At 58.2% G+C, this 23,798-nt stretch carries 20 protein-coding genes; 15 read left to right on the plus strand and 5 right to left on the minus strand.

The genetic code is table 11. The features are described 5' to 3' along the window. The first annotated feature begins 115 nt into the window (after positions 1 to 115). The 7 genes from lepA (at position 116) to acpS (ending at position 6,597) form a co-directional block, all read left to right on the plus strand. Positions 116 to 1,915 (plus strand): translation elongation factor 4, encoded by a 1,800-nt coding sequence (gene lepA / locus ABIC80_RS00095; RefSeq protein ID WP_023481268.1) that lies wholly within the window; start codon positions 116 to 118, stop codon positions 1,913 to 1,915. A 15-nt stretch (positions 1,916 to 1,930) separates the two neighbouring features. Beyond that, on the plus strand, positions 1,931 to 2,905 hold the full coding sequence (lepB, locus tag ABIC80_RS00100; RefSeq protein WP_023481224.1) for a signal peptidase I: 975 nt from the start codon (positions 1,931 to 1,933) through the stop codon (positions 2,903 to 2,905). Positions 2,906 to 3,113: 208 nt separating this feature from the next. Next, a complete protein-coding gene (rnc, locus tag ABIC80_RS00105; protein ID WP_076768826.1) occupies positions 3,114 to 3,794 on the plus strand; it encodes a ribonuclease III in 681 nt (226 codons plus the stop codon). Beyond that, positions 3,791 to 4,702 carry a GTPase Era gene (gene era, locus ABIC80_RS00110; protein WP_054804444.1) on the plus strand — a complete coding sequence of 304 codons (912 nt, stop codon included), beginning with the start codon at positions 3,791 to 3,793 and terminating at the stop codon, positions 4,700 to 4,702. The genes rnc and era overlap by 4 nt, the downstream gene beginning before the upstream one ends. Before the next feature lie 10 nt (positions 4,703 to 4,712). After that, positions 4,713 to 5,420 carry a DNA repair protein RecO gene (gene recO / locus ABIC80_RS00115; protein WP_023481189.1) on the plus strand — a complete coding sequence of 236 codons (708 nt, stop codon included), beginning with the start codon at positions 4,713 to 4,715 and terminating at the stop codon, positions 5,418 to 5,420. A gap of 65 nt (positions 5,421 to 5,485) precedes the next feature. Beyond that, positions 5,486 to 6,217, plus strand: a complete 732-nt coding sequence (gene pdxJ / locus ABIC80_RS00120) for a pyridoxine 5'-phosphate synthase (protein WP_042711612.1) — start codon at positions 5,486 to 5,488, stop codon at positions 6,215 to 6,217. Next, positions 6,217 to 6,597 carry a holo-ACP synthase gene (acpS, locus tag ABIC80_RS00125; RefSeq protein WP_139567334.1) on the plus strand — a complete coding sequence of 127 codons (381 nt, stop codon included), beginning with the start codon at positions 6,217 to 6,219 and terminating at the stop codon, positions 6,595 to 6,597. The genes pdxJ and acpS overlap by 1 nt, the downstream gene beginning before the upstream one ends. On the opposite strand, the gene ABIC80_RS00130 is transcribed toward acpS, so the two are convergent. From ABIC80_RS00130 to ABIC80_RS00140, 3 genes are all read right to left on the minus strand, one after another. Beyond that, a complete protein-coding gene (locus ABIC80_RS00130) occupies positions 6,594 to 6,854 on the minus strand; it encodes a YfhL family 4Fe-4S dicluster ferredoxin (RefSeq protein ID WP_429174906.1) in 261 nt (86 codons plus the stop codon). The genes acpS and ABIC80_RS00130 overlap by 4 nt on opposite strands. A gap of 56 nt (positions 6,855 to 6,910) precedes the next feature. Continuing rightward, positions 6,911 to 7,759, minus strand: coding sequence for a MurR/RpiR family transcriptional regulator (locus tag ABIC80_RS00135; RefSeq protein WP_429174908.1), 849 nt, complete (start codon positions 7,757 to 7,759; stop codon positions 6,911 to 6,913). A 135-nt stretch (positions 7,760 to 7,894) separates the two neighbouring features. Beyond that, positions 7,895 to 9,151, minus strand: a complete 1,257-nt coding sequence (locus ABIC80_RS00140; RefSeq protein ID WP_305207785.1) for an MFS transporter — start codon at positions 9,149 to 9,151, stop codon at positions 7,895 to 7,897. A 166-nt stretch (positions 9,152 to 9,317) separates the two neighbouring features. Here ABIC80_RS00140 and yfhb point away from each other — a divergent pair, with 166 nt between their 5' ends. Further along, a complete protein-coding gene (gene yfhb / locus ABIC80_RS00145; protein WP_034813854.1) occupies positions 9,318 to 9,953 on the plus strand; it encodes a phosphatidylglycerophosphatase C in 636 nt (211 codons plus the stop codon). Between the two features lie 60 nt (positions 9,954 to 10,013). Further along, positions 10,014 to 10,508: a tRNA adenosine(34) deaminase TadA gene (gene tadA, locus ABIC80_RS00150; RefSeq protein ID WP_429174910.1), complete on the plus strand. Its 495-nt coding sequence runs from the start codon at positions 10,014 to 10,016 to the stop codon at positions 10,506 to 10,508. Between the two features lie 151 nt (positions 10,509 to 10,659). Here tadA and mltF read toward each other — a convergent pair whose 3' ends face one another. Continuing rightward, positions 10,660 to 12,210, minus strand: coding sequence for a membrane-bound lytic murein transglycosylase MltF (mltF, locus tag ABIC80_RS00155; protein ID WP_429174913.1), 1,551 nt, complete (start codon positions 12,208 to 12,210; stop codon positions 10,660 to 10,662). A gap of 328 nt (positions 12,211 to 12,538) precedes the next feature. On the opposite strand from mltF, the gene purL reads away from it, so the two are divergent. The 5 genes from purL (at position 12,539) to glnB (ending at position 20,827) form a co-directional block, all read left to right on the plus strand. Next, a complete protein-coding gene (purL, locus tag ABIC80_RS00160; protein ID WP_429176427.1) occupies positions 12,539 to 16,369 on the plus strand; it encodes a phosphoribosylformylglycinamidine synthase in 3,831 nt (1,276 codons plus the stop codon). A 543-nt stretch (positions 16,370 to 16,912) separates the two neighbouring features. Beyond that, positions 16,913 to 18,349 carry a two component system sensor histidine kinase QseE/GlrK gene (qseE, locus tag ABIC80_RS00165; RefSeq protein ID WP_034813851.1) on the plus strand — a complete coding sequence of 479 codons (1,437 nt, stop codon included), beginning with the start codon at positions 16,913 to 16,915 and terminating at the stop codon, positions 18,347 to 18,349. Continuing rightward, positions 18,346 to 19,080, plus strand: a complete 735-nt coding sequence (gene qseG, locus ABIC80_RS00170; protein WP_263754148.1) for a two-component system QseEF-associated lipoprotein QseG — start codon at positions 18,346 to 18,348, stop codon at positions 19,078 to 19,080. Before qseE ends, qseG begins: the two co-directional genes overlap by 4 nt. Continuing rightward, on the plus strand, positions 19,077 to 20,414 hold the full coding sequence (glrR, locus tag ABIC80_RS00175; RefSeq protein ID WP_023481176.1) for a two-component system response regulator GlrR: 1,338 nt from the start codon (positions 19,077 to 19,079) through the stop codon (positions 20,412 to 20,414). Before qseG ends, glrR begins: the two co-directional genes overlap by 4 nt. A gap of 74 nt (positions 20,415 to 20,488) precedes the next feature. Beyond that, complete coding sequence (glnB, locus tag ABIC80_RS00180) at positions 20,489 to 20,827, plus strand: nitrogen regulatory protein P-II (RefSeq protein ID WP_023481188.1); 339 nt, start codon at positions 20,489 to 20,491, stop codon at positions 20,825 to 20,827. Between the two features lie 37 nt (positions 20,828 to 20,864). On the opposite strand, the gene hmpA is transcribed toward glnB, so the two are convergent. Next, positions 20,865 to 22,055, minus strand: coding sequence for an NO-inducible flavohemoprotein (gene hmpA, locus ABIC80_RS00185; protein ID WP_429174916.1), 1,191 nt, complete (start codon positions 22,053 to 22,055; stop codon positions 20,865 to 20,867). A gap of 316 nt (positions 22,056 to 22,371) precedes the next feature. Here hmpA and glyA point away from each other — a divergent pair, with 316 nt between their 5' ends. Next, the gene (gene glyA, locus ABIC80_RS00190; protein ID WP_023481167.1) at positions 22,372 to 23,625 is read left to right on the plus strand and encodes a serine hydroxymethyltransferase; all 1,254 of its coding nucleotides are present in this window, start codon (positions 22,372 to 22,374) and stop codon (positions 23,623 to 23,625) included. Positions 23,626 to 23,798: the final 173 nt, after the last annotated feature.

Below are 23,798 nucleotides of genomic sequence, written 5' to 3' on the forward strand. Positions count from 1 at the left end.
GCGGTTTGAGCATTTCCCCGCGTTGTGGTTGTAGTGTAGAATGCGGCGTTTCAGTACATTGACGTCAGGCGCGAACAGGCCTCTTAGTTACTCGTAAGGCATAAAATCTCACTCTATGAAGAATATTCGTAACTTTTCGATCATCGCTCACATCGACCACGGTAAATCGACGCTGTCTGACCGTATTATTCAGATTTGCGGTGGTCTCTCCGATCGCGAAATGGCAGCCCAGGTGCTGGACTCCATGGATCTCGAGCGCGAACGCGGCATTACCATTAAAGCCCAGAGCGTGACGCTGGATTACAAAGCCACCGATGGCGAAACCTATCAACTGAACTTTATCGACACCCCGGGCCACGTTGACTTCTCCTACGAAGTTTCCCGCTCGCTGGCCGCCTGTGAAGGCGCGCTGCTGGTGGTTGACGCAGGCCAGGGCGTGGAAGCGCAGACGCTGGCGAACTGCTACACCGCGATGGAGATGGATCTGGAAGTGGTGCCGGTGTTAAACAAAATCGACCTGCCGGCGGCCGATCCTGAGCGCGTAGCGGAAGAGATTGAAGATATCGTCGGCATCGACGCTACCGATGCGGTGCGCTGCTCGGCGAAAACCGGCGTTGGCGTACCGGATGTTCTTGAGCGCCTGGTGCGCGACATTCCGCCGCCGGAAGGCGATCCTGACGCTCCGCTGCAGGCGCTGATCATCGACTCCTGGTTCGATAACTACCTCGGCGTGGTCTCGCTGGTGCGTATCAAAAACGGCACCATGCGCAAAGGCGACAAAATCAAGGTGATGAGTACCGGCCAGGTCTATAACGCTGACCGTCTCGGCATCTTCACGCCGAAACAGATCGACCGTACCGAACTGAAGTGCGGTGAAGTAGGCTGGTTAGTCTGCGCCATCAAAGACATTCTCGGCGCGCCGGTAGGGGATACCCTGACCGCTGCCCGCAACCCGGCAGACAAAGCGCTGCCCGGCTTTAAAAAGGTGAAACCGCAGGTTTACGCCGGTCTCTTCCCGGTTAGCTCCGACGATTACGAGAACTTCCGTGACGCCCTCGGCAAGCTGAGCCTTAACGATGCCTCCCTGTTCTACGAACCGGAAAGCTCCACAGCGCTCGGCTTCGGTTTCCGCTGCGGCTTCCTCGGCCTGCTGCATATGGAGATCATCCAGGAGCGTCTGGAGCGTGAATACGATCTTGACCTCATCACCACGGCACCAACCGTAGTGTATGAAGTGCAGACCACCAACAAAGAGGTGATCTACGTCGACAGCCCTTCCAAGCTGCCGCCGCTGAACAACATCGAAGAGCTGCGCGAGCCGATCGCCGAGTGTCATATGCTGCTGCCGCAGGAGTTCCTCGGTAACGTCATTACCCTCTGCATCGAGAAACGCGGTGTGCAGACCAACATGGTTTACCACGGTAAACAGGTGGCGCTGACCTACGAAATCCCGATGGCGGAAGTGGTGCTCGACTTCTTCGACCGCCTGAAGTCCACCTCGCGCGGCTACGCCTCGCTGGATTACAACTTCAAACGCTTCCAGGCCTCCAACATGGTGCGCGTTGACGTGCTGATCAACGGCGATCGCGTCGATGCGCTGGCGCTGATCACCCACAACGATAACGCGCCGTATCGCGGTCGCGAGCTGGTCGAGAAGATGAAAGAGCTGATCCCGCGTCAGCAGTTTGATATCGCGATTCAGGCGGCGATTGGCAACCACATCATTGCCCGCTCAACCGTGAAACAGCTGCGTAAAAACGTCCTGGCGAAGTGCTATGGCGGTGACGTTAGCCGTAAGAAGAAGCTGTTGCAGAAACAGAAAGACGGTAAGAAACGCATGAAGCAGGTTGGTAACGTTGAGCTGCCGCAGGAAGCGTTCCTCGCCATTCTCCATGTTGGCAAAGAGAGCAAATAACCTAAAGGAGTTGGCATGGCGAACATGTTTGCCCTGATCCTGGTGATCGCGACGCTGGTGACAGGTTTTTTATGGTGCCTGGATAAGTTTATTTTTGCACCGAAACGCCGGGAGCGTCAGGCCGCTGCGCAGGCAGCGACGGGCGATGCGCTTGATGCGAAGACGCTGAAAAAAGTTGGCCCGAAACCGGGCTGGCTGGAGACGGGGGCTTCGGTTTTCCCGGTGCTGGCGATTGTGCTGGTGGTGCGTTCATTTATCTATGAACCCTTCCAGATCCCGTCAGGCTCGATGATGCCAACGCTTTTGATCGGCGATTTTATTCTGGTGGAGAAGTTTGCCTACGGCATTAAAGATCCTATCTACCAGAAAACGCTGATCGAAACCGGTCATCCGAAACGTGGCGACATCGCGGTGTTTAAGTACCCGGACGATCCACGCCTCGATTACATCAAGCGCGTGGTCGGCCTGCCGGGCGATAAAGTGAGCTACGATCCGGTGACGAAACAGGTTACCGTGCAGCCAAATTGCAGTTCCGGCCAGGCGTGCGGCAACGCGCTGCCTGTCACCTACAGCAATGTGGAAGAGAGCGATTTTGTGCAGACCTTTGGCCGTCGTAACGGCGGCGAAGCGAGCAGCGGCTTCTTCCAGATGGCAAAAGGGCAGAGCATGGCGGACGGCGTACGTCTTACCGAGCGTAAAGAGACGCTGGGCGACGTCACGCACCGTATTCTCAACGTGCCCATCGCGCAGGATCAGCTCGGTATTTACTACCGTCAGCAGAACCAGCCGCTGGCCACCTGGATTGTGCCGCCGGGTCACTACTTCATGATGGGTGACAACCGCGATAACAGCGCAGACAGCCGCTACTGGGGCTTTGTGCCGGAAGCGAATCTGGTTGGCCGCGCGACGGCAATCTGGATGAGTTTCGAGAAACAGGAAGGTGAATGGCCGACAGGCGTGCGCCTGAATCGTATCGGCGGAATTCATTGATTCAGCGGGGCGTAATTATTCTTGTTGCGCCCCGAATTATTTCCAGGATTATTCCCTTCTTACTAACGACATCCCTCCTCGTTGCGTATAGAATATTCCCCCGAAGTTTAAGGCTGGCCCTCCGGGTGCCACAGCACACGAAACCGCGTTGGTTCTTCAGGTCGGTTTCGTGTGCTGCATTGTTGACGCATTTATTTATTGGTAACGCATGAACCCCATCGTAATTAATCGGCTTCAGCGGAAGCTGGGCTACACTTTTCAACATCACGATCTGTTGCAGCAGGCTTTAACTCACCGCAGCGCCAGTAGCAAACATAACGAGCGTCTCGAATTTCTCGGCGACTCGATTTTAAGTTTTGTGATCGCCAATGCCCTCTATCACCGTTTTCCACGCGTGGATGAAGGGGATATGAGCCGCATGCGCGCGACGCTGGTACGCGGCAATACGTTGGCGGAAATCGCCCGCGAATTTGAGCTGGGCGAGTGCCTGCGCCTTGGGCCGGGTGAGTTGAAAAGCGGCGGCTTTCGCCGTGAATCGATTTTAGCGGATACCGTAGAGGCATTGATCGGCGGCGTGTTCCTGGATAGCGACATCCAGACCGTTGAGCAATTGATCCTCAGCTGGTATCAGACACGCCTCGACGAAATCAGTCCTGGCGATAAACAAAAAGATCCGAAAACGCGCCTGCAGGAGTTCTTGCAGGGTCGCCATCTGCCGCTGCCCTCCTATCTGGTGGTGCAGGTGCGTGGCGAAGCGCACGATCAGGAATTTACTATCCACTGCCAGGTCAGCGGCCTGAGCGAACCGGTGGTTGGCACGGGTTCCAGCCGTCGCAAGGCGGAGCAGGCTGCCGCCGAACAGGCGCTGAAAAAACTGGAGTTGGAATGAGCACTGAAACTGAAAACACCTACTGCGGATTTATCGCCATCGTTGGACGTCCCAACGTCGGCAAATCCACACTGCTGAATAAGCTGCTCGGGCAGAAGATCTCGATCACCTCCCGTAAAGCGCAAACCACGCGCCACCGTATCGTCGGCATCCATACCGAAGGGGCTTATCAGGCGGTCTACGTCGATACCCCGGGTCTGCATATGGAAGAGAAGCGCGCCATCAACCGTCTGATGAACAAAGCGGCCAGCAGCTCTATCGGCGACGTTGAGCTGGTGATCTTCGTTGTTGAAGGCACGCGCTGGACGGCGGATGACGAAATGGTGCTGAACAAGCTGCGTGATGCCCGTGCACCGGTGATCCTTGCGGTGAACAAAGTCGACAACGTGCAGGAGAAGGCTGATTTGCTGCCGCACCTGCAGTTCCTGGCAAGCCAGATGAACTTCCTCGACATCGTGCCGCTCTCTGCGGAAACCGGCATGAACGTTGATACCATCGCCAGCGTCGTGCGCAAGCATCTGCCAGAAGCGATTCACCACTTCCCGGAAGATTACGTCACTGACCGCTCGCAGCGCTTTATGGCCTCTGAAATCATCCGCGAAAAGCTGATGCGTTTCCTTGGCGCAGAACTGCCGTACTCGGTCACCGTCGAGATCGAGCGCTTTATTACCAACGAGCGCGGCGGGTATGACATCAACGGCCTGATCCTCGTTGAGCGCGAAGGGCAGAAGAAAATGGTGATTGGCAACAAAGGCGCCAAAATCAAAACCATCGGCATCGAAGCCCGTAAAGATATGGAAGAGATGTTTGAAGCCAAAGTTCACCTTGAACTGTGGGTCAAAGTGAAATCGGGCTGGGCCGATGACGAGCGCGCGCTGCGCAGTCTCGGTTATGTCGACGATCTCTGAGTAACACCGGATGGAGGGATGGCAGCGTGCCTTCGTTCTTCATAGCCGTCCCTGGAGCGAAACCAGCTTAATGCTGGACGTCTTCACGGAAGAGTCCGGTCGTGTGCGCCTGGTTGCCAAAGGCGCACGCTCCAAACGTTCCAACCTCAAAGGTGCCTTGCAGCCCTTTACCCCTCTGCTGGTGCGCTTTGGCGGGCGCGGTGAAGTCAAAACCCTGCGCAGTGCCGAAGCGGTCTCGCTGGCGCTGCCGTTAAGCGGCATCACCCTCTACAGCGGTCTCTACGTCAATGAACTCATCTCCCGCGTGCTGGAGCATGAGACGCGCTTCTCCGAACTCTTTTTTGATTATCTGCATTGCATTCAGGCGCTGGCCGGCGTCAGTGGCTCGCCGGAGCCAGTGCTGCGCCGCTTTGAGCTGGCGCTGCTTGGCCATCTCGGTTACGGCGTCGATTTTCTGCACTGTGCGGGCAGCGGCGAGGCGGTGGAGGATGGCATGACCTATCGCTACCGCGAAGAGAAGGGCTTTATCGCCAGCGTCGTGGTCGACAACACCACCTTCACCGGACGACACTTACGCGCGCTCTCCGAGCGGGAGTTTCCGGACAGCGACACGCTGCGTGCCGCAAAGCGCTTTACCCGCATTGCCCTGAAGCCGTATCTTGGAGGCAAGCCGCTCAAAAGCCGGGAGTTATTCCGGCAGTTTGTGCCTAAGCGCTAGCGGCAGGATCACAGACCAGGCGGGGCGAAGACCGCGCCGGAAATTTTGCGAAACTGAGGATTGTCATGGCTGAATTACTGTTGGGCGTAAACATCGATCACATTGCCACTCTGCGCAACGCGCGCGGCACCGCTTACCCGGATCCGGTGCAGGCGGCGTTTATCGCCGAGCAGGCAGGTGCCGATGGGATTACCGTCCATCTGCGTGAAGATCGTCGCCATATTACCGACAGAGATGTGCGTATTCTGCGCCAGACGCTGCACACGCGCATGAACCTTGAAATGGCTGTTACCGACGAGATGCTGGCGATTGCCTGCGAAACGAAGCCGCACTTCTGCTGTCTGGTGCCGGAAAAGCGCCAGGAAGTGACCACTGAAGGCGGGCTGGATGTGGCCGGTCAGCGCGACAAAATGCGCGATGCCTGCCAGCGCCTGGCGCAGGCGGGGATTCTGGTGTCGCTGTTTATCGATGCCGATAACGCGCAGATCAAAGCCGCGGCGGAAGTGGGCGCGCCCTGGATCGAAATCCACACCGGCTGTTACGCCGATGCTGAAAACGAAGCCGCGCAGGCGAAAGAGCTGGAGCGCATCGCCAACGCCGCAACTTATGCCGCCAGCCTCGGGCTGAAAGTGAACGCCGGTCACGGTCTGACTTACCACAACGTTAAAGCGATCGCCGCGCTGCCAGAGATGCACGAGCTGAATATTGGGCACGCAATTATTGGCCGTGCGGTAATGAGCGGCCTGAAAGAGGCAGTGGCAGAGATGAAACGTTTGATGCTGGAAGCGCGCGCATAATGGCTATCTTAGGACTGGGCACCGATATCGTTGAGATCGCACGCATTGAAGCCGTGGTTGCCCGCAGCGGCGATCGGCTGGCGAAGCGCGTGCTCAGCCCTAATGAATGGGCGCTCTACGAGGCGCACCAGCAGCCGGTGCGCTTTCTCGCCAAACGCTTTGCGGTGAAAGAGGCGGCGGCAAAAGCGCTCGGTACCGGCATTCGCAACGGCCTGGCGTTCAATCAGTTTGAAGTCTTTAACGATGAACTGGGAAAACCGAGCCTGCGTCTGTGGGGGGAAGCTGAGCGGTTGGCAGAGCGGATGGGCGTGCGTTCTGTGCACGTCACGCTGGCGGATGAGCGCCACTACGCTTGTGCGACGGTGATTATCGAGAGCTAGATTTTGTCAGAGTGGTGCAGCAGCACGAATTTATCCCACAGCTGCTCTTCGTTCTCTTGATGTGCCAGATCTTTCAGGATGGTATTGGGGATCGGGCACACTTTCTGGCAGGTTGGCGTTTCGTAATGGCCCACGCACTCGGTGCAGCGGTCGCTGTTAATCTCATAAATGCTCTCGCCGAGCGAGATCGCCTCGTTCGGGCACTCCGGCTCGCACATATCGCAGTTGATGCATTTTTTGGTAATTAACAGCGCCATCAGGAAATTCTCAGAAACAACACAAACAGGGCGGGCATTATACGATGATTGCCTGCTCAAACCAGTTTTTTTACCAGCTCCTCGCTGTGGCGAATACGCTCCGGGGCATGCTCCAGATCCTGCTGAACCAGCGCCATAAAAAGCAGATCCGTCAGCATCATCTGGGCGCTGGTGGAGGAGATCGCCGCGCTGCGCGTCGCCTGCTCTTCCGCAATGGTGTAAAGCGAGTGGGTCGCGCGCTGCTGTAATGCATTGGGGGTAAAACCGGTGATCGCGAGGATCTTTGCTCCCACGTGTAACGCTTCGTCAGCCGCCAGATTGATCTCGCGGCGTTCGCCCGAGTAGGAGACCGGCAGCAGCAGATCGCCCGGCTCCAGCGCCTGCACCGCCGCCAGCAGCGCGTGCATATCCTGTTCGACAATGGCGTTCAGGCCAATCTTCATCAGCTTCCAGCCAAAATTACGCGCCACCAGGCCCGACGCGCCGATACCGGTCAGCACGATGCGCCGCGATTCGCGCAGCAGGCGCACGCTCTCCAGCAGCTTCTCTTCGCTGTTCACATCCAGCGAGGCGTGCATCGCACTCTGGTACTCTTTAATCAGCTTCTCGCCGACCACGCGCAGGGCGTCATCGCCGCGAATTTTATTATGCACCGGTACGGAGTAGGGGTTGGGGTTGCTGGCCAGCGCTTCGCTGATCGCCAGCTTCATTGCCGGGAAGCCTTTGAACTCCATCTTCTGCGCGAATTTCACTACGCTCGACTGGCTGACACCCGCTTCCGCCGCCAGCTGCTGCGAGCTTAAATGGCGGGCGCGATCGGGGTTTTCGAGCAGAAATTCCGCCAGCTTTTTATCACTCTGTGCAAGGCCGGGATAGCGCTGGCGAATGCGGATCAAACAGTTCATACGATCTCCGGGGTGTTCACGTAATTCACTGCCTGGTGCATTACGCGGATGAATTAACTATTCCATCCATGGGCGGTGATTATGAATTAAAAATTCTGGCAGCACAAAGTTTCTCCGCGTGGCGTTTGATAGCGATCAACTGGAGAGGCCAGAGCCACTCGCTTTCACCTGTGGCGCGCTCTCGAGACGGCGGATTGCGGGTACCAGACCCGCGCCGATACAGGCGAGGATCACCACCAGCGCCGAGGTGGTTAACACCGTTTCGCTGCCAAAATGCATCGCCAGCGGCCCGGCTGCCAGTTCGCCCACCGGAATGGCAATAAACGATCCCATCGCATCCCAGGCGTAGACCCGCGCCAGCTTCTCCGCCGGAATGTGCGTTTGCAGCGACTGCGCCCACGCCACGCCGAAAAGGCCGAAGACGATCCCGGCGCAAAAGAATGCCGCCATTAGCCAGTGTGCCGGTGCCGCCTGGCCGAGCAGCCAGGTAGGTACGGCGCAGAACGCCATCAGCACCACGCCAATAAAGAGATCGCGCTTAGGCCGCCAGCGCAGCGCCAGGAACGAGCCGACAATCAGGCCCACGCTCTGTGCGGCGATAATCAGCCCCCACTGGGTTCGCCCAAAAGCGCTGTCGGCAATCACCGGGCCGAGCACCATCACAATTCCGCTGAAAGCGGCGTTAATCAGGGTGAACTGCACCACCACCGACCAGACCCAGGGACGGCTGGCGAACTCTTTCCAGCCGTCGCGCAGATCCTGCAGGATATTGCTGGTCGCCTCTGCGGCTTTGATAGTACCGACGCGAATCGCGTAATAGAGCGGTGCCGAGGCGGCAAAGCCGAGCGCATCAATGGCCAGCCCCCAGCCGGGGCCGACCGCACTGGTCAGGATCCCGCCGAGCGAGGCACCGATGACCGTCCCGCTGTAAATCCCAAGCTGCAGCAGCGCGTTCGCTTCGCGGCGCAGGTGAACGGGCACGGTTTGTGGGATCAGCGCCGAGGAGGCGGGAAGGGCAATGCCCGCTGCTGCACCATTAAGCGTGCCAAGCAGGGCGAGCAACATGACGCTGGCTGAGCCATCAAGCACCAGCCAGGCGACCGCACCCTGCGAGAGAGCGGCGACAAGAGAAGAGAGCACCATCACGCGGCTGCGGGAGTAGCGATCCGCCAGCACGCCGCCAATCAATAAAAACGCGACGTTAAACAGCGAGCGTGCCGCCACCACCAGGCCAAGATCGGCCGCCGAGCCGCCAATATCGAGCACCGCGAAAGCCAGCGCGATCGGCGCGATACCGTTGCCCAGCACGGTAAGCAGGCGGGCGGAAAAGAGGTAGCGAAAGGCTGGGATCTGTAAGGCGCGTCGCGGCGTTGTGCGGGGTGCTGGAGTCATTGTCACCTGTATTAAGTAGGGGAGAAAACGTGTGGCGCGTATTATTGCAGGTATTGATAACAGGCTGTTACCGGAAAAGTGAGGATCTATCTGTTAGGCTAGTTGTAGTGTAATCGCCAAACGGAGCGTCCCGGCGATGGAGCGTTAACCCACAGAGGAATATCTTTTGGCTACCAGTGAACGCCGCGTTGTATTTTTTGACCTTGATGGAACATTACATCAGCAGGATATGTTCGGCACCTTTTTGCGGTATCTGCTGCGACATCATCCGCTCAATGCGCTGCTTGTGCTGCCGCTGTTACCGGTGATTGGTGCCGGGCTGCTGATAAAGGGCCGCGCCGCGCGCTGGCCCATGAGCCTGCTGTTATGGGGCTGCACCTTTGGTCACAGCGAGCGCCATCTCAACGCCCTGCAGCAGAAATTCGCCGACTGGTTCCGCGGGCACGTCACCGCCTTTCCGGTGGTGCAGACGCGCTTAACCAACTATCTGGCCGCCTCGGATGCGGATATCTGGCTGATCACCGGCTCGCCGCAGTCGCTGGTTGAGCAGGTCTATTTCGACACGCCCTGGCTGCCGCGCGTTAATGTCATCGCCAGCCAGATGACCCGCGGCTACGGCGGTTGGGTGCTGACCCTGCGCTGCCTCGGGCATGAGAAAGTCGCGCAATTAGAGCGCAAAATCGGTACGCCGCTGCGTCTTTACAGCGGCTACAGCGACAGTAAACAGGACAACCCGTTGCTCTACTTCTGCCAGCACCGCTGGCGCGTTACGCGCCGTGGCGAACTGCAACAGCTTGAGTAGTGTCGAACGTATTAGGGGTGTGTATAATGCGCCCCGCCTGAATTACTGGAGTTTATACCTTTGTCCAATCCCGAACTGACTCACGAACACTGGATGCGTTATGCGCTGACGCTGGCGAAGCGCGCCTGGGACGAGGGCGAAGTGCCCGTAGGCGCGGTGCTGGTGCATAACAACCAGGTGATTGGCGAAGGGTGGAACCGCCCGATTGGCCGTCACGATCCCACCGCGCACGCGGAGATTATGGCGCTGCGCCAGGGCGGTCTGGTGCTGCAAAACTACCGGCTGATCGACACCACGCTCTATGTCACGCTGGAGCCCTGCGTGATGTGCGCGGGTGCAATGGTGCATAGCCGCATCGGGCAACTGGTGTTTGGCGCGCGGGATGCGAAAACCGGCGCGGCAGGGTCGTTGATGGATGTGCTTCATCACCCGGGGATGAATCACCGGGTCGAGTTTACCGAAGGCGTGCTGCGCGATGAGTGCGCCGCGATGTTAAGCGATTTCTTCCGCCAGCGTCGGCTGGAGAAGAAAGCCCTGAAAACCGGCAACACCTGATCAGCCCTTGCGGGCGATTGCCTCTGTAGGCCGGATAAGCGCAGCGCCATCCGGCGGGCAATGCCTGATGGCGGCTTCGCCTTATCAGGCCTACGGGGTGGTGTGCCTGGTTTTGTAGGCCGGATAAGCGTAGCGCCATCCGGCAATTTAATCAGCGGTTAACCTTCAGTTGCAGCGTATCCTGCGGTAAAACCGAATGGTGACCAAACGCCTCGTCGACCGTCAGCGCGCTGAAGGGCAACACGCCATAGGCCGGCTGATCAAGCTCGGCGCTCGACACCGCCGGGTAGCTCTGCGCCAGCTTGAGCGTTGCGGCGAGCGCCTTCTCTTTCTCCAGAAGATAACCCACCAGGCTAATCTCATATTTGCGGATATTTTCCACGTAGGCATACGCCTGATACCCGCGGGCATAGCCGTAACGTAATTTGCTGTAGTAGGCCTTCTGGCTTAACAGCGGCAGGCGCTGTTTTACATCGGCCCAGCTATCCGGGTTGCCTTTGGTCTTCACCGTCAGCGCGCGGGCATCAAGCATATGCGCATAACCCATGTTGTAGGCCGCCAGCGCATACCAGATCTTCTCATCCTGCGGCACGCTGTCCGGCACTTTGCTCATCATATCCTGCAGATAGCGCGCGCCGCCGCTGATGCTCTGCTCGGCATCGGTTCTGTCGCTCAGCCCGAGGCTCTGCGCCGTATTGCGGGTCAACATCATCAACCCGCGCACGCCCGTCGGCGAGGTGGCCTGCGTGTCCCAGTGGGACTCCTGATAGGAAATTGCCGCTAACAGCTTCCAGTCGATCTGCTGCGCATACTTCTCAAACAGCGGCTGCAACTCTGGCAGCACACTATCAACGGCGCGTAAAAAGGCGCGGGTATCAACATAATCAAAGCCATCGCCATGCCCGAGATACTTCTCTTCGAGCCTCGCGAGGATCCCCTCGCCATTAATGGTGTTGAAGAAATCGAGCATCGCCGCCGAGAGCGTATTGTCGTCGTCGCGCTTGCTAAACCAGGTGACGGGCTGTTCATCAGAGATATCGAGCGCCACCGCCAGCTCCGGGTGAACGCGCTGGAAGAGGCTGATCGCCACCGAATCGGCGACGGTATAACTCAGTTTGCCGTCGACCACTTGCTGAAGCAGGGAGGTAGTGCCGAGTTTTTCATCCACCTTCCAGCTGAGATTGGGGTACTTCTTCTCTTTTATCTCGCGCAGATCGTCCAGCGCGACATGTCCAGGCGCAATGGTCAACTGGCTCTGATTCACTTCCGCCAGCGTACGTGGGCGATAGCTGCCGACGCGATAGACAAGTTGTTGAGAAACGGAGTAGTAGACCGGACCGGTCTGGTAGCTTTTGACGCGCTCATTGTTATAGACCAGCCCGGCGGCGAGCATATCGGCGTTGTCGTGATCGAGGTCGTCAAACAGCTGGCTGATGTTCTGGCGCACGGTGATTTTAAGCTTCACGCCGAGGTAGTCGGCAAACTGTTGCGCCAGTTCGTAATCGAGGCCGTAATTTTTGCCGTTGATAGAGGTGAAAGTAAGCGGCGTCGAAATGGTACTGACGCGCAGCTCCCCGCGCGCCTGGATAGCCGCGATGCGGTTATCGGCTTTGCCAAACCAGGGGACTGATGGCCACAGCGCCGCTGCCAGCAGCAGGGTGACAATGCCGATGAGCAGATAATTAATCTGAAATCTTTTCAAGGAGTTAATTCTCTGCGCCGTACTTTGCCTCAAAAGGTTTTCGCAATCACAGCAAGGGGATTGCTGCTGATTTAGCGGCATTCTGCGTAACTAAACGGCAGTTGGCAACAAATTACAGCATTCGGCCACAGCTATTGCTAAAAATCGCCGCCGTTTTTTATTTCCACGCAAACGGTTTCGTCGCGCGTCAGGATTCTCTATAATGACGCCCGTTTTCCCTGGTGCACACTTTAAGCGTCCCCGACGCTTCGTAATCGAAGACGAGAGACTTATGATGGAAATTCTGCGTGGTTCGCCTGCCCTGTCCGCATTCCGTATTAACAAACTGCTGGCGCGGTTTCAGGCCACCAACCTGCCGGTGAGCAATATTTATGCCGAATATACTCACTTTGCCGACCTCAACGCGGCGCTCACCGAAGAAGAGTACGCCCGGCTCCAGCGTCTGCTGAAATATGGTCCAAGCCTTAGCAGCCACACCCCAACCGGAAAATTACTGCTCGTCACTCCTCGTCCCGGCACCATCTCTCCCTGGTCATCGAAAGCTACCGACATCGCCCACAACTGCGGTCTGGAAAAGATCAACCGCCTTGAGCGCGGCGTGGCCTACTACGTTGAAGCCGCCAGCCTGACCGACGCCCAGTGGCAAGAGGTGGCGGCGCAGCTGCATGACCGCATGATGGAGAGCGTATTTAACGCTGAAGCGGACGCCGCGCGTCTGTTTGAGCACCACCAGCCCGCGCCGGTACAGAGCGTGGATCTGCTGGGCGAAGGCCGCCAGGCGCTGATTGACGCCAACCTGCGTCTCGGCCTCGCGCTGGCGGAAGATGAGATCGATTACCTGCATGACGCCTTTACGCGCCTGGGGCGCAACCCGAACGATATCGAACTCTATATGTTCGCCCAGGCTAACTCGGAGCACTGCCGTCACAAAATCTTCAACGCCGATTGGGTGATTGACGGGCAGCCGCAGCCGAAGTCGCTGTTCAAAATGATTAAAAACACCTTCGAGAAGACGCCGGACTTTGTGCTCTCTGCCTACAAAGATAACGCGGCGGTGATGGAAGGTTCCGCGGTTGGTCGTTTCTATGCCGATCGCGCTGAAGGTCGCTACGATTTCCACCAGGAGCCGACCCATATTTTGATGAAGGTGGAGACGCACAACCACCCGACCGCCATTTCACCATGGCCGGGCGCGGCAACCGGCTCCGGCGGCGAGATCCGCGATGAGGGCGCAACCGGGCGCGGCGCGAAGCCGAAAGCGGGTCTGGTCGGCTTCTCCGTCTCTAACCTACGTATTCCAGGCTTCGAGCAGCCGTGGGAAGAGGATTTTGGCAAGCCGGAGCGCATCGTTACCGCGTTCGATATCATGACCGACGGCCCGCTGGGCGGCGCGGCATTCAACAACGAATTTGGTCGTCCGGCGCTGAACGGTTACTTCCGTACTTATGAAGAGAAGGTCAACAGCCACAACGGTGAAGAGCTGCGCGGCTACCACAAGCCGATCATGCTGGCAGGCGGGATCGGTAACATTCGTGAAGATCATGTGCAGAAGGGCGAGATCGTGGTTGGCGCCAAGCTGATCGTGCTCGGCGGCCCGGCGATGAATATCGGCCTGGGCGGCGGCGCGGCCTCGTCAATGGCATCCGGTCAGTCCGATGCCGATCTCGACTTCGCCTCGGTGCAGCGCGATAACCCGGAGATGGAGCGTCGTTGCCAGGAGGTGATTGACCGCTGCTGGCAGCTGGGCGAAGCCAACCCGATCCTCTTTATTCACGATGTCGGCGCGGGCGGTCTCTCTAACGCCATGCCAGAGCTGGTGAGCGATGGCGGTCGCGGCGGACGCTTTGAGCTGCGCGATATTCTGAGCGACGAACCAGGCATGAGCCCGCTGGAGATCTGGTGTAACGAATCCCAGGAGCGTTATGTGCTGGCGGTGGCGGCGGATCAGCTGCCGCTGTTCGACGAACTCTGCCGCCGCGAGCGCGCGCCCTACGCGGTGATTGGCGACGCGACCGAAGAGCAGCACTTAACGCTGAACGACAGCCACTTCGACAACCAGCCAATCGATATGCCGCTGGATGTGCTGCTTGGCAAGACGCCGAAGATGACGCGCGATGTCGCGACGCGCCAGGCGACTGGCGACAGCTTCAATACTCACGGCATTACCGTGGCTGACGCGGTAAACCGCGTGCTGCACCTGCCGACCGTGGCGGAGAAAACCTTCCTTGTCACCATTGGCGACCGTACGGTTACCGGCATGGTGGCGCGCGATCAGATGGTCGGCCCGTGGCAGATCCCGGTTGCTAACTGCGCGGTGACTACCGCCAGCCTGGACAGCTACTACGGCGAAGCGATGGCGCTCGGCGAACGCGCTCCGGTGGCGCTGCTCGACTTTGCCGCCTCGGCGCGGCTGGCGGTCGGCGAAGCGTTGACCAACATCGCGGCGACGCACATCGGCGATATCAAACGCATTAAACTCTCCGCTAACTGGATGGCCGCAGCTGGTCACCCGGGTGAAGACGCCGGTCTCTATGCGGCGGTGAAAGCGGTGGGCGAAGAGCTCTGTCCGGCGCTCGGTCTGACTATTCCGGTGGGTAAAGACTCGATGTCGATGAAGACCCGCTGGCAGGAGGGGAGCGAGCAGCGCGAAATGACGTCGCCGCTGTCGCTGGTGATCACCGCCTTTGCCCGCGTTGAAGATGTGCGCCACACCGTGACGCCGCAGCTCTCCACCGACGACAACGCCCTGCTGTTAATCGATCTCGGCAAGGGCAGCAACGCGCTTGGCGCAACGGCGCTGGCGCAGGTTTACCGCCAGCTGGGCGACAAACCGGCGGATGTGCGTAACGTCGAACAGCTGAAAGGCTTCTATGACGCGATTCAGGCGCTGGTGGCAGAGAGAAAACTGCTGGCCTATCACGACCGTTCTGATGGCGGTCTGCTGGTGACGCTGGCAGAGATGGCCTTTACCGGCCACTGCGGCGTGAATGTCGATATCACCGCGCTGGGCAACGATCGTCTGGCGGCACTGTTTAATGAAGAGCTGGGTGCGGTGATTCAGGTGCGCGCAGCCGATCGCGAAGCAGTGGAGAGCGTGCTGGCGGCCTACGGTTTAAGCGACGTTGTGCACTATCTTGGCCGCGCGGTCGAAGGCGATCGCTTTGTGATTGAAGCGGACGGTCAGCCGGTGTTCAGCGAAAGCCGCACCACGCTGCGTATGTGGTGGGCGGAAACCACCTGGCAGATGCAGCGCCTGCGCGATAACCCGGAGTGCGCGGATCAGGAGCACGAGGCGAAAGCCAACGACAACGATCCGGGCCTCAACGTCAAACTGACGTTTGATATCAACGACGATATCGCGGCACCGTTTATTGCCACCGGCGCGCGACCGAAAGTCGCCGTGCTGCGTGAGCAGGGCGTCAACTCCCACGTGGAGATGGCGGCGGCGTTCCACCGCGCCGGGTTTGACGCGGTTGACGTCCACATGAGCGATCTGCTGGCCGGGCGCAGCGGGCTGGAGAACGTCCACGCGCTGGTCGCCTGCGGCGGCTTCTCCTATGGTGACGTGCTGGGCGCGGGCGAAGGCTGGGCGAAATCGATCCTCTTTAATGAGCGCGTACGCGACGAGTTCGAAACCTTCTTCCACCGTCCGCAAACGCTGGCGCTGGGTGTCTGTAACGGCTGCCAGATGATGTCAAACCTGCGTGAGCTGATTCCGGGCAGTGAACTGTGGCCACGCTTTGTGCGTAACCACTCCGATCGCTTCGAGGCGCGTTTCAGCCTGGTGGAAGTGACGCAGAGCCCGTCACTGCTGCTCAATGGCATGGTCGGGTCGCATATGCCTATCGCCGTCTCGCACGGTGAAGGGCGTGTCGAAGTGCGTGACGCCGCCCATCTGGCACAGCTCGAAAGCAAAGGGCTGGTGGCGCTGCGCTATGTCGATAACAACGGCAGCGTGACCGAGCGCTACCCGGCGAACCCGAACGGCTCGCCGAACGGTATTACCGCCGTGACCAGCGAAAGCGGGCGCGTCACCATCATGATGCCGCACCCGGAGCGTGTTTTCCGCACCGTTGCCAACTCCTGGCACCCGGAAAACTGGGGCGAAGACAGCCCGTGGATGCGTATCTTCCGCAATGCCCGTAAGCAGCTCGGCTAAACCGACGCGGCAGTAAAACAGGCCCTCTTCCTTAACCGGGAAGGGGGCTTTTTTGATCAGGTGCTAAAAGTGTCGGCTTTTCCCGACATCAGAGGATTATCACTGTCTCTAAAAGGAGACATTTATCTTTTTGATTTTAATGGTGATAATTTATGGTCTGATGAAGTGTTGCTAAATAGCGACAGAGCGATGAAATGTTGCGCACTTCACAAAATCGATAAATATTAATAAACACTATGATAATCAACAGATTAAAATATTGTGTGGCAACCTGGCATAATACGTGCATAATTATAGCCAGTGGCTCATTCACCCTCTTATGTCAGCCCCTTCGGGACGCGCTACATAAACCTTCGAATGACGCACTCAAAGGTGCCTGCCGTCCACCTGCTGATAATTGCGTAGCTTTATCAGACCTCGGGCGAAACGTCGAGTTAGGCACCGCCTAATTACATAACAAAGCCGGGCTTTTGCCCGGCTTTGTTGTTCTTTACCCCGTCACTCAGCTAGCATCTCTGTACCTTATCCTGCGAGAGTACCGCCTTGAAACGCTGGCCCGCTTTTCCCCGCTCCTTACGCCAACTGGTTATGATGGCGTTTCTGCTTATTTTACTGCCGCTGCTGGTGTTAGCCTGGCAAGCCTGGCAGAGCCTCAATGCGCTCAGCGCCCAGGCCCTGCTGACCAACCGCACGACGCTGATTGACGCCCGCCGCAGTGAAGCGATGACCAACGCCGCGCTGGAGATGGAGCGCAGCTACCGCCAGTACTGCGTGCTGGATGACGCTACCCTTGAGCGGGTCTACCAGAATCAGCGCAAGCGCTACAGCGAGATGCTGGAGGCCCATGCCGGTGTTTTACCCGATGACAGACTCTACCAGGCGCTGCGCCAGGATCTGAACGATCTCGCCCAGTTGCAGTGCGCCAACAGCGGCCCGTCACCTGCCGCCTCTGCGCAGCTGGAGGCGTTTGCGGCGGCGAATACGGAGATGGTGCAGTCGACCCGCGCCGTGGTCTTCTCGCGCGGGCAGCAGCTCCAGCTGGAGATCGCCGAGCGCGGTCAGTTCTTCGGCTGGCAGGCGCTAGTGCTCTTTTTAGTCAGCCTGGCGCTGATGCTGCTCTTTACCCGCATGATTATCGGTCCGGTGAAGGGTATCGAGCGGATGATTAACCGGCTGGGGGAGGGGCGTCCACTGGCGCAAAGCGTGGTGTTTAGCGGCCCGCGCGAGCTGCGCTACGTCGGCGAACGTATTATCTGGCTGAGCGAACGGCTGGCGTGGCTTGAGTCGCAGCGCCACCAGTTTTTACGCCATATCTCCCATGAGCTGAAAACGCCGCTCGCCAGCATGCGCGAAGGCACCGAACTGCTTGCCGACCAGGTGGTCGGGCCGCTTTCGCCGGAGCAGAAAGAGGTGGTTGAGATCCTCGATGCCAGCAGCCGTAACCTGCAAAAATTGATTGAGCAGCTGCTGGATTACAACCGCAAGCTGGCCGGCGGATCGGTCGAGCTGGAAGCGGTAGAGCTGGCACCGCTGGTGGAGATGGTGCTCTCCGCGCACAGCCTGCCAGCGCGAGCTAAAATGATGCATACCGAAATCGCTCTCGATGCGACGACCTGCCAGGCAGAGCCGATGCTGCTGATGAGCGTGCTGGATAATCTTTACTCCAACGCGGTGCACTATGGGGCTGAATCCGGTACCATTCGTCTCCACAGTTATAGTACCGGCGCACGGTTGCGCATTGACGTAGCGAATACCGGCACCCCAATCCCCGAGGCGGAGCGCGAGATGATTTTTGAGCCCTTCTTTCAGGGAAGCCACCAACGCAAAGGCGCGGTGAAAGGCAGCGGGCTGGGGTTGAGCATCGCCAGAGACTGTATCCGCAGAATGCAGGGTGAACTGCATCTGGTGACGGACAGCAAGGACGATGTCTGTTTCCGTATTGAGCTACCGCTTGTCGCGCCGGAAAAATCAACGCAATGAATATAAATCTGGTGAGTATGTCGCATCTCTTTTCCCGCGTGGTCAACGCGATGACACAGCAATCGGGCTGGCTGCGCGCGCTACCTTGCCTGCTGCTGGCAGGCTGCGTGACGCAAACGCCGCCAAGCGCCATTCATGACAATAAAAAACCGCAGCTTCCCGATCGCCAACTGGCCGACTTTTTATTAACGGAATGCAACGATATCTGGACCCTGTCGGGGCAGAGTGTCGACAGCAACCCGCTGTTCTGGCTGCGCGGCATGGATTGCGCCCAGCGCTTGTCGCCCGCAGCGGCGCGCGCGGAAGCGCGTGCATGGTCGGACAACACCTGGCAGGCGACATTGCGCCGCGGTATTTTGCTCTCGAATGCCAAAATCTCGCCCCTTGAACGCCGTGACTATACCGATCGTCTCGATGCCTTAAGCCCGTCGATCCCGGCGCAGGTTCGCCCGCTGTTTGAGCTCTGGCGCGATGGCGAAAAAGCACAGTTGCAACTAGCCGAAGAGCGCAGCCGCTACGCGAAATTGCAGCAGTCCGCCGACAGTGAACTCGACAAACTGCGTGCCCAGCAGCAATTCCTGCATGAGCAGCTTGATACCACCACCCGCAAGCTGGAAAACCTTACCGACATTGAACGGCGTCTCTCCATTCGCAAACCGGCGCCTGCCGATATGCCGGATAGCGCACATCCGGCGAAAAGCGATAGCGATCAGCAGGAGGCGAAACCATGACCAATCGCAAACCGGCGCATCTGCTGCTGGTGGATGACGATCCCGGCCTGCTGAAGCTGCTCGGGCTGCGCCTGACCAGCGAAGGCTACAGCATTGTCACCGCCGAAAGCGGGCAGGAGGGGTTACGCATTCTCGCGCGTGAGAAGGTCGATCTGGTGATAAGCGACCTGCGCATGGATGAGATGGATGGCATGCAGCTTTTTGCCGAGATCCAGCGCCTGCAGCCGGGCATGCCGGTGATTATTCTCACCGCGCACGGCTCGATCCCCGATGCCGTTGCTGCCACGCAGCAGGGCGTCTTCAGCTTTCTCACCAAGCCGGTGGATAAAGACGCGCTCTATAAGGCCATCGATGATGCGCTGGAGCACAGCGGCTCCGCCAGCGACGATCAGTGGCGCGAAACCATTGTCACCCGCAGCCCATTGATGTTGCGCCTGCTTGAACAGGCGCGGATGGTGGCGCAGTCCGACGTCAGCGTACTGATTAACGGCCAGAGCGGCACCGGTAAAGAGGTGCTGGCGCAGGCGATCCACAACGCCAGCCCGCGCAGTAAAAACGCCTTTATCGCCATCAACTGCGGCGCGCTGCCGGAGCAGCTGCTGGAATCGGAACTCTTCGGTCACGCGCGCGGGGCTTTTACCGGTGCGGTAAGCAGCCGGGAAGGGCTGTTCCAGGCGGCAGAGGGCGGGACACTGTTTCTTGATGAGATTGGCGATATGCCGATCCCGTTACAGGTCAAACTGCTGCGCGTATTACAGGAGCGCAAGGTGCGCCCGCTCGGCAGCAACCGCGATATCGATATCAATGTGCGCATTATTTCAGCGACGCACCGCGATTTGCCAAAAGCGATGGCGCGCGGCGAGTTTCGTGAAGATCTCTACTATCGCCTGAACGTAGTCAGCCTGAAGATCCCGGCGCTGGCGGAGCGCGCGGAGGATATTCCGCTGCTTGCCAACCACCTGCTGCGCCAGTCTGCGGACCGCCATAAGCCGTTTGTGCGCGCCTTTTCCACCGATGCGATGAAGCGGCTGATGACCGCCAGCTGGCCTGGTAACGTGCGTCAGCTGGTGAACGTGATTGAGCAGTGCGTGGCGCTCACCTCGTCGCCGGTGATCAGCGATGCGCTGGTCGAGCAGGCGCTGGAAGGGGAGAACACCGCGCTGCCGACCTTTGTCGAAGCGCGTAACCAGTTTGAACTCAACTACCTGCGCAAGCTGCTGCAAATCACTAAAGGCAACGTGACGCACGCCGCGCGAATGGCGGGGCGCAACCGCACCGAGTTTTACAAACTCCTCTCCCGCCATGAACTGGATGCCAATGACTTTAAAGAGTAAAGGCGAAATGATTATGGTACTGTGAGCAACCGATTACGATGCAGCAGGCTGGCAAGAGCGTGTAAGGAACGACCATGAAAAAGATTGATGCGATTATTAAACCTTTCAAACTGGATGATGTGCGTGAAGCGCTGGCTGAAGTCGGCATCACCGGGATGACGGTAACGGAAGTGAAGGGTTTTGGTCGCCAGAAAGGCCACACCGAACTCTACCGTGGCGCAGAGTATATGGTGGATTTTCTGCCGAAGGTGAAGATTGAGATCGTGGTGGGCGACGACATTGTCGATACCTGCGTCGATACCATTATCCGTACCGCGCAGACCGGTAAAATCGGCGACGGCAAAATCTTCGTCTTTGACGTTGCACGCGTGGTGCGTATTCGTACCGGCGAAGAAGACGACGCCGCCATCTGATTTTTCGCCCTCACCGCGCACGGTGAGGGCATCCTGCTTACAGCACCTTGTGCGGGCCGAAGCACTCATAGTGAATGCGATCGCGCTCAACGCCCAGCGTCACCAACTGCTCAGCCGCAAACTGCATAAACGCCACCGGCCCGCAGAGATAAAACTGCATCTCCCCGTCACTCACGCGATCTTTCATCTCCGTAAGCGTCATCAGCCCGGTGCTGTTGAACAGCTCGGCCTGCTCATCCGCTGCGTTTGGCTTGCGATACCAGACATGTTGATAAAAGTGCGGCAGGTTGGCGCCCAGCTCGCTTACCTCATCGGTAAAGGCATGTACCTCGCCGTTTTCCGCCGCATGGAACCAGTTAACCTGCGCGCGGTGATGTCTGTACGTCAGATGGTGCAGCATCGCCAGCATCGGCGTCTGACCCACGCCTGCGGAGATGAGCGATACCGGCGTTTGCGGGCTAACATCGAGGAAGAAATCACCGGCCGGCGCAGCAAGATAGACAACATCGCCAGGCTTTGCTTTATCGTGCAGCCAGTTTGAAACCTGGCCGCCCGCTTCACGCTTCACCGCAATTCGGTAGCTTTTGCCGTTTGGCTCGCGGGTGAGAGAGTACTGGCGGATCTCCTGATGGGGAAACCCTTCCGGCTTCAGCCACACGGCAAGGTACTGACCCGGCCGGTAATCGGCGATCGGCTGGCCGTCGACCGGCTCAAACTCAAAACTGGTGATCAGCGCGCTGCGCGGCACTCGCTCCACCAGGCGGAACGCGCGCGTCCCCTCCCAGCCGCCTTTTTTATCGGCGTGCTCGCGGTAAATCTCCGCTTCACGATTGATAAATACACCCGCCAGCACGCCGTAAGCTTTGCCCCACGCGTCCAGCACCTCTTGCCCCGGCTGGAACATCTCATCAATGGTCGCCAGCAGATGCTTACCGACGATGTCATATTGCTGCGGCTGGATCTGGAAGCTGGTGTGCTTCTGGGCGATTTTTTCCACTGCGGGCAGCAGGGCGGGGAGATTGTCGATATTTGCAGCGTAGGCGGCAATGGCATTGAACAGCGCTTCACGCTGATCGCCATTGCGCTGGTTGCTCATGTTGAAGATCTCTTTCAACTCGGGGTTGTGCTGAAACATCCGATCGTAGAAGTGAGCGGTCAGTTTCGGGCCGGTAGCGGCGAGCAACGGGAGGGTGGATTTAACGGTGGCGATGGTCTGAGCGTCGAGCATGATGGCTTCCTTCTAAACGTGCATTTTTAAAGTTGTATTTTATATGCATCTTATAACCGCCAGCCTAAGATTGTAAAGGGCGCAATGAAAGAGGGGTTATCTGATATGAAGAAGTTGCATCACAAAGCTGAAAAGAAATCCCTTTCCCGACCGAAGCCCGTTATTGCTCAAAGCCTTGTGTGACGGGCAGCCAATCGTTTGCGCAAAAACCTTTGTCAAGACCTGTTCTCAGAATTTTAATCAGTTATACTGTCAGCCGTTCCCGAATTCGGGCCCTCATTGAGAGTTGTTTTGTTAGCTGAGTCAGGAGATGCGGATGTTAAAGCGTGAAATGAACATTGCCGATTATGATGCCGAATTGTGGCAGGCTATGGAGCAGGAGAAAGTACGTCAGGAAGAGCACATTGAACTGATCGCCTCCGAAAACTACACCAGCCCGCGCGTTATGCAGGCGCAGGGATCTCAACTGACGAACAAATATGCCGAGGGCTACCCGGGCAAGCGTTACTACGGCGGCTGTGAGTATGTCGATATCGTTGAACAGCTGGCGATTGACCGCGCGAAAGAGCTGTTTGGCGCAGATTACGCCAACGTTCAGCCGCACTCTGGCTCACAGGCTAACTTCGCCGTCTACACCACGCTGCTGGAGCCGGGCGATACCGTTCTCGGTATGAACCTGGCGCACGGCGGCCACCTGACTCACGGCTCCCCGGTTAACTTCTCCGGCAAACTCTACAACATCGTCCCTTACGGCATCGATGAAACGGGCCACATTGATTACAACGAACTCAATGAGCAGGCGCAAAAACATAAGCCGAAAATGATCATCGGCGGCTTCTCTGCTTACTCCGGCGTGGTTGACTGGGCCAAAATGCGCGAAATCGCTGACAGCATCGGCGCGTACCTGTTTGTCGATATGGCACACGTTGCCGGTCTGATTGCCGCAGGCGTCTACCCGAACCCGGTTCCGCATGCTCACGTTGTTACTACTACCACCCACAAAACCCTGGCGGGTCCGCGCGGCGGCCTGATCCTGGCGAAGGGCGGCAGCGAAGAGCTGTACAAAAAACTGAACTCTGCCGTCTTCCCTGGCGGCCAGGGTGGCCCGCTGATGCACGTTATCGCCGGTAAAGCGGTGGCGCTGAAAGAGGCGATGGAGCCGGAGTTCAAAACCTACCAGCAGCAGGTTGCGAAAAACGCCAAAGCGATGGTGGAAGTGTTCCTTGCACGCGGCTACAACGTCGTTTCCGGCGGTACCGATAACCACCTGTTCCTGCTGGATCTGGTTGATAAAAACCTGACCGGTAAAGAAGCGGACGCCGCGCTGGGCCGTGCCAACATTACGGTTAACAAAAACAGCGTGCCGAACGATCCGAAGAGCCCGTTTGTGACCTCCGGTATCCGCGTCGGTACGCCGGCTGTGACCCGTCGCGGCTTCAAGGAAGCGGAAGTCAAAGAGCTGGCAGGCTGGATGTGTGACGTGCTGGACAGCATCAATGACGAAGCGGTAATCGAGCGCACCAAACAGAAAGTGCTGGATATCTGCGCCCGTTTCCCGGTTTACGCATAAGTTTCCAAAATCAAACAAGCCCGCTTCCTGTGAAGCGGGCTTTTTTTTGCCTGCTCGCCAGTGCTGCGTTCCGCCCGGCGCGTTTTAATGTTGCAAAACCTGCGCTTAGGCAAATTTGTTACCTGATTGTTGCTTGCCAGGTCTGGCGTTTGCCGCCAGACTAACGCTTCGAT

The organism is Kosakonia sp. 1610, assembly GCF_050435845.1.
Classification (GTDB): Bacteria; Pseudomonadota; Gammaproteobacteria; order Enterobacterales; family Enterobacteriaceae; genus Kosakonia; species Kosakonia cowanii.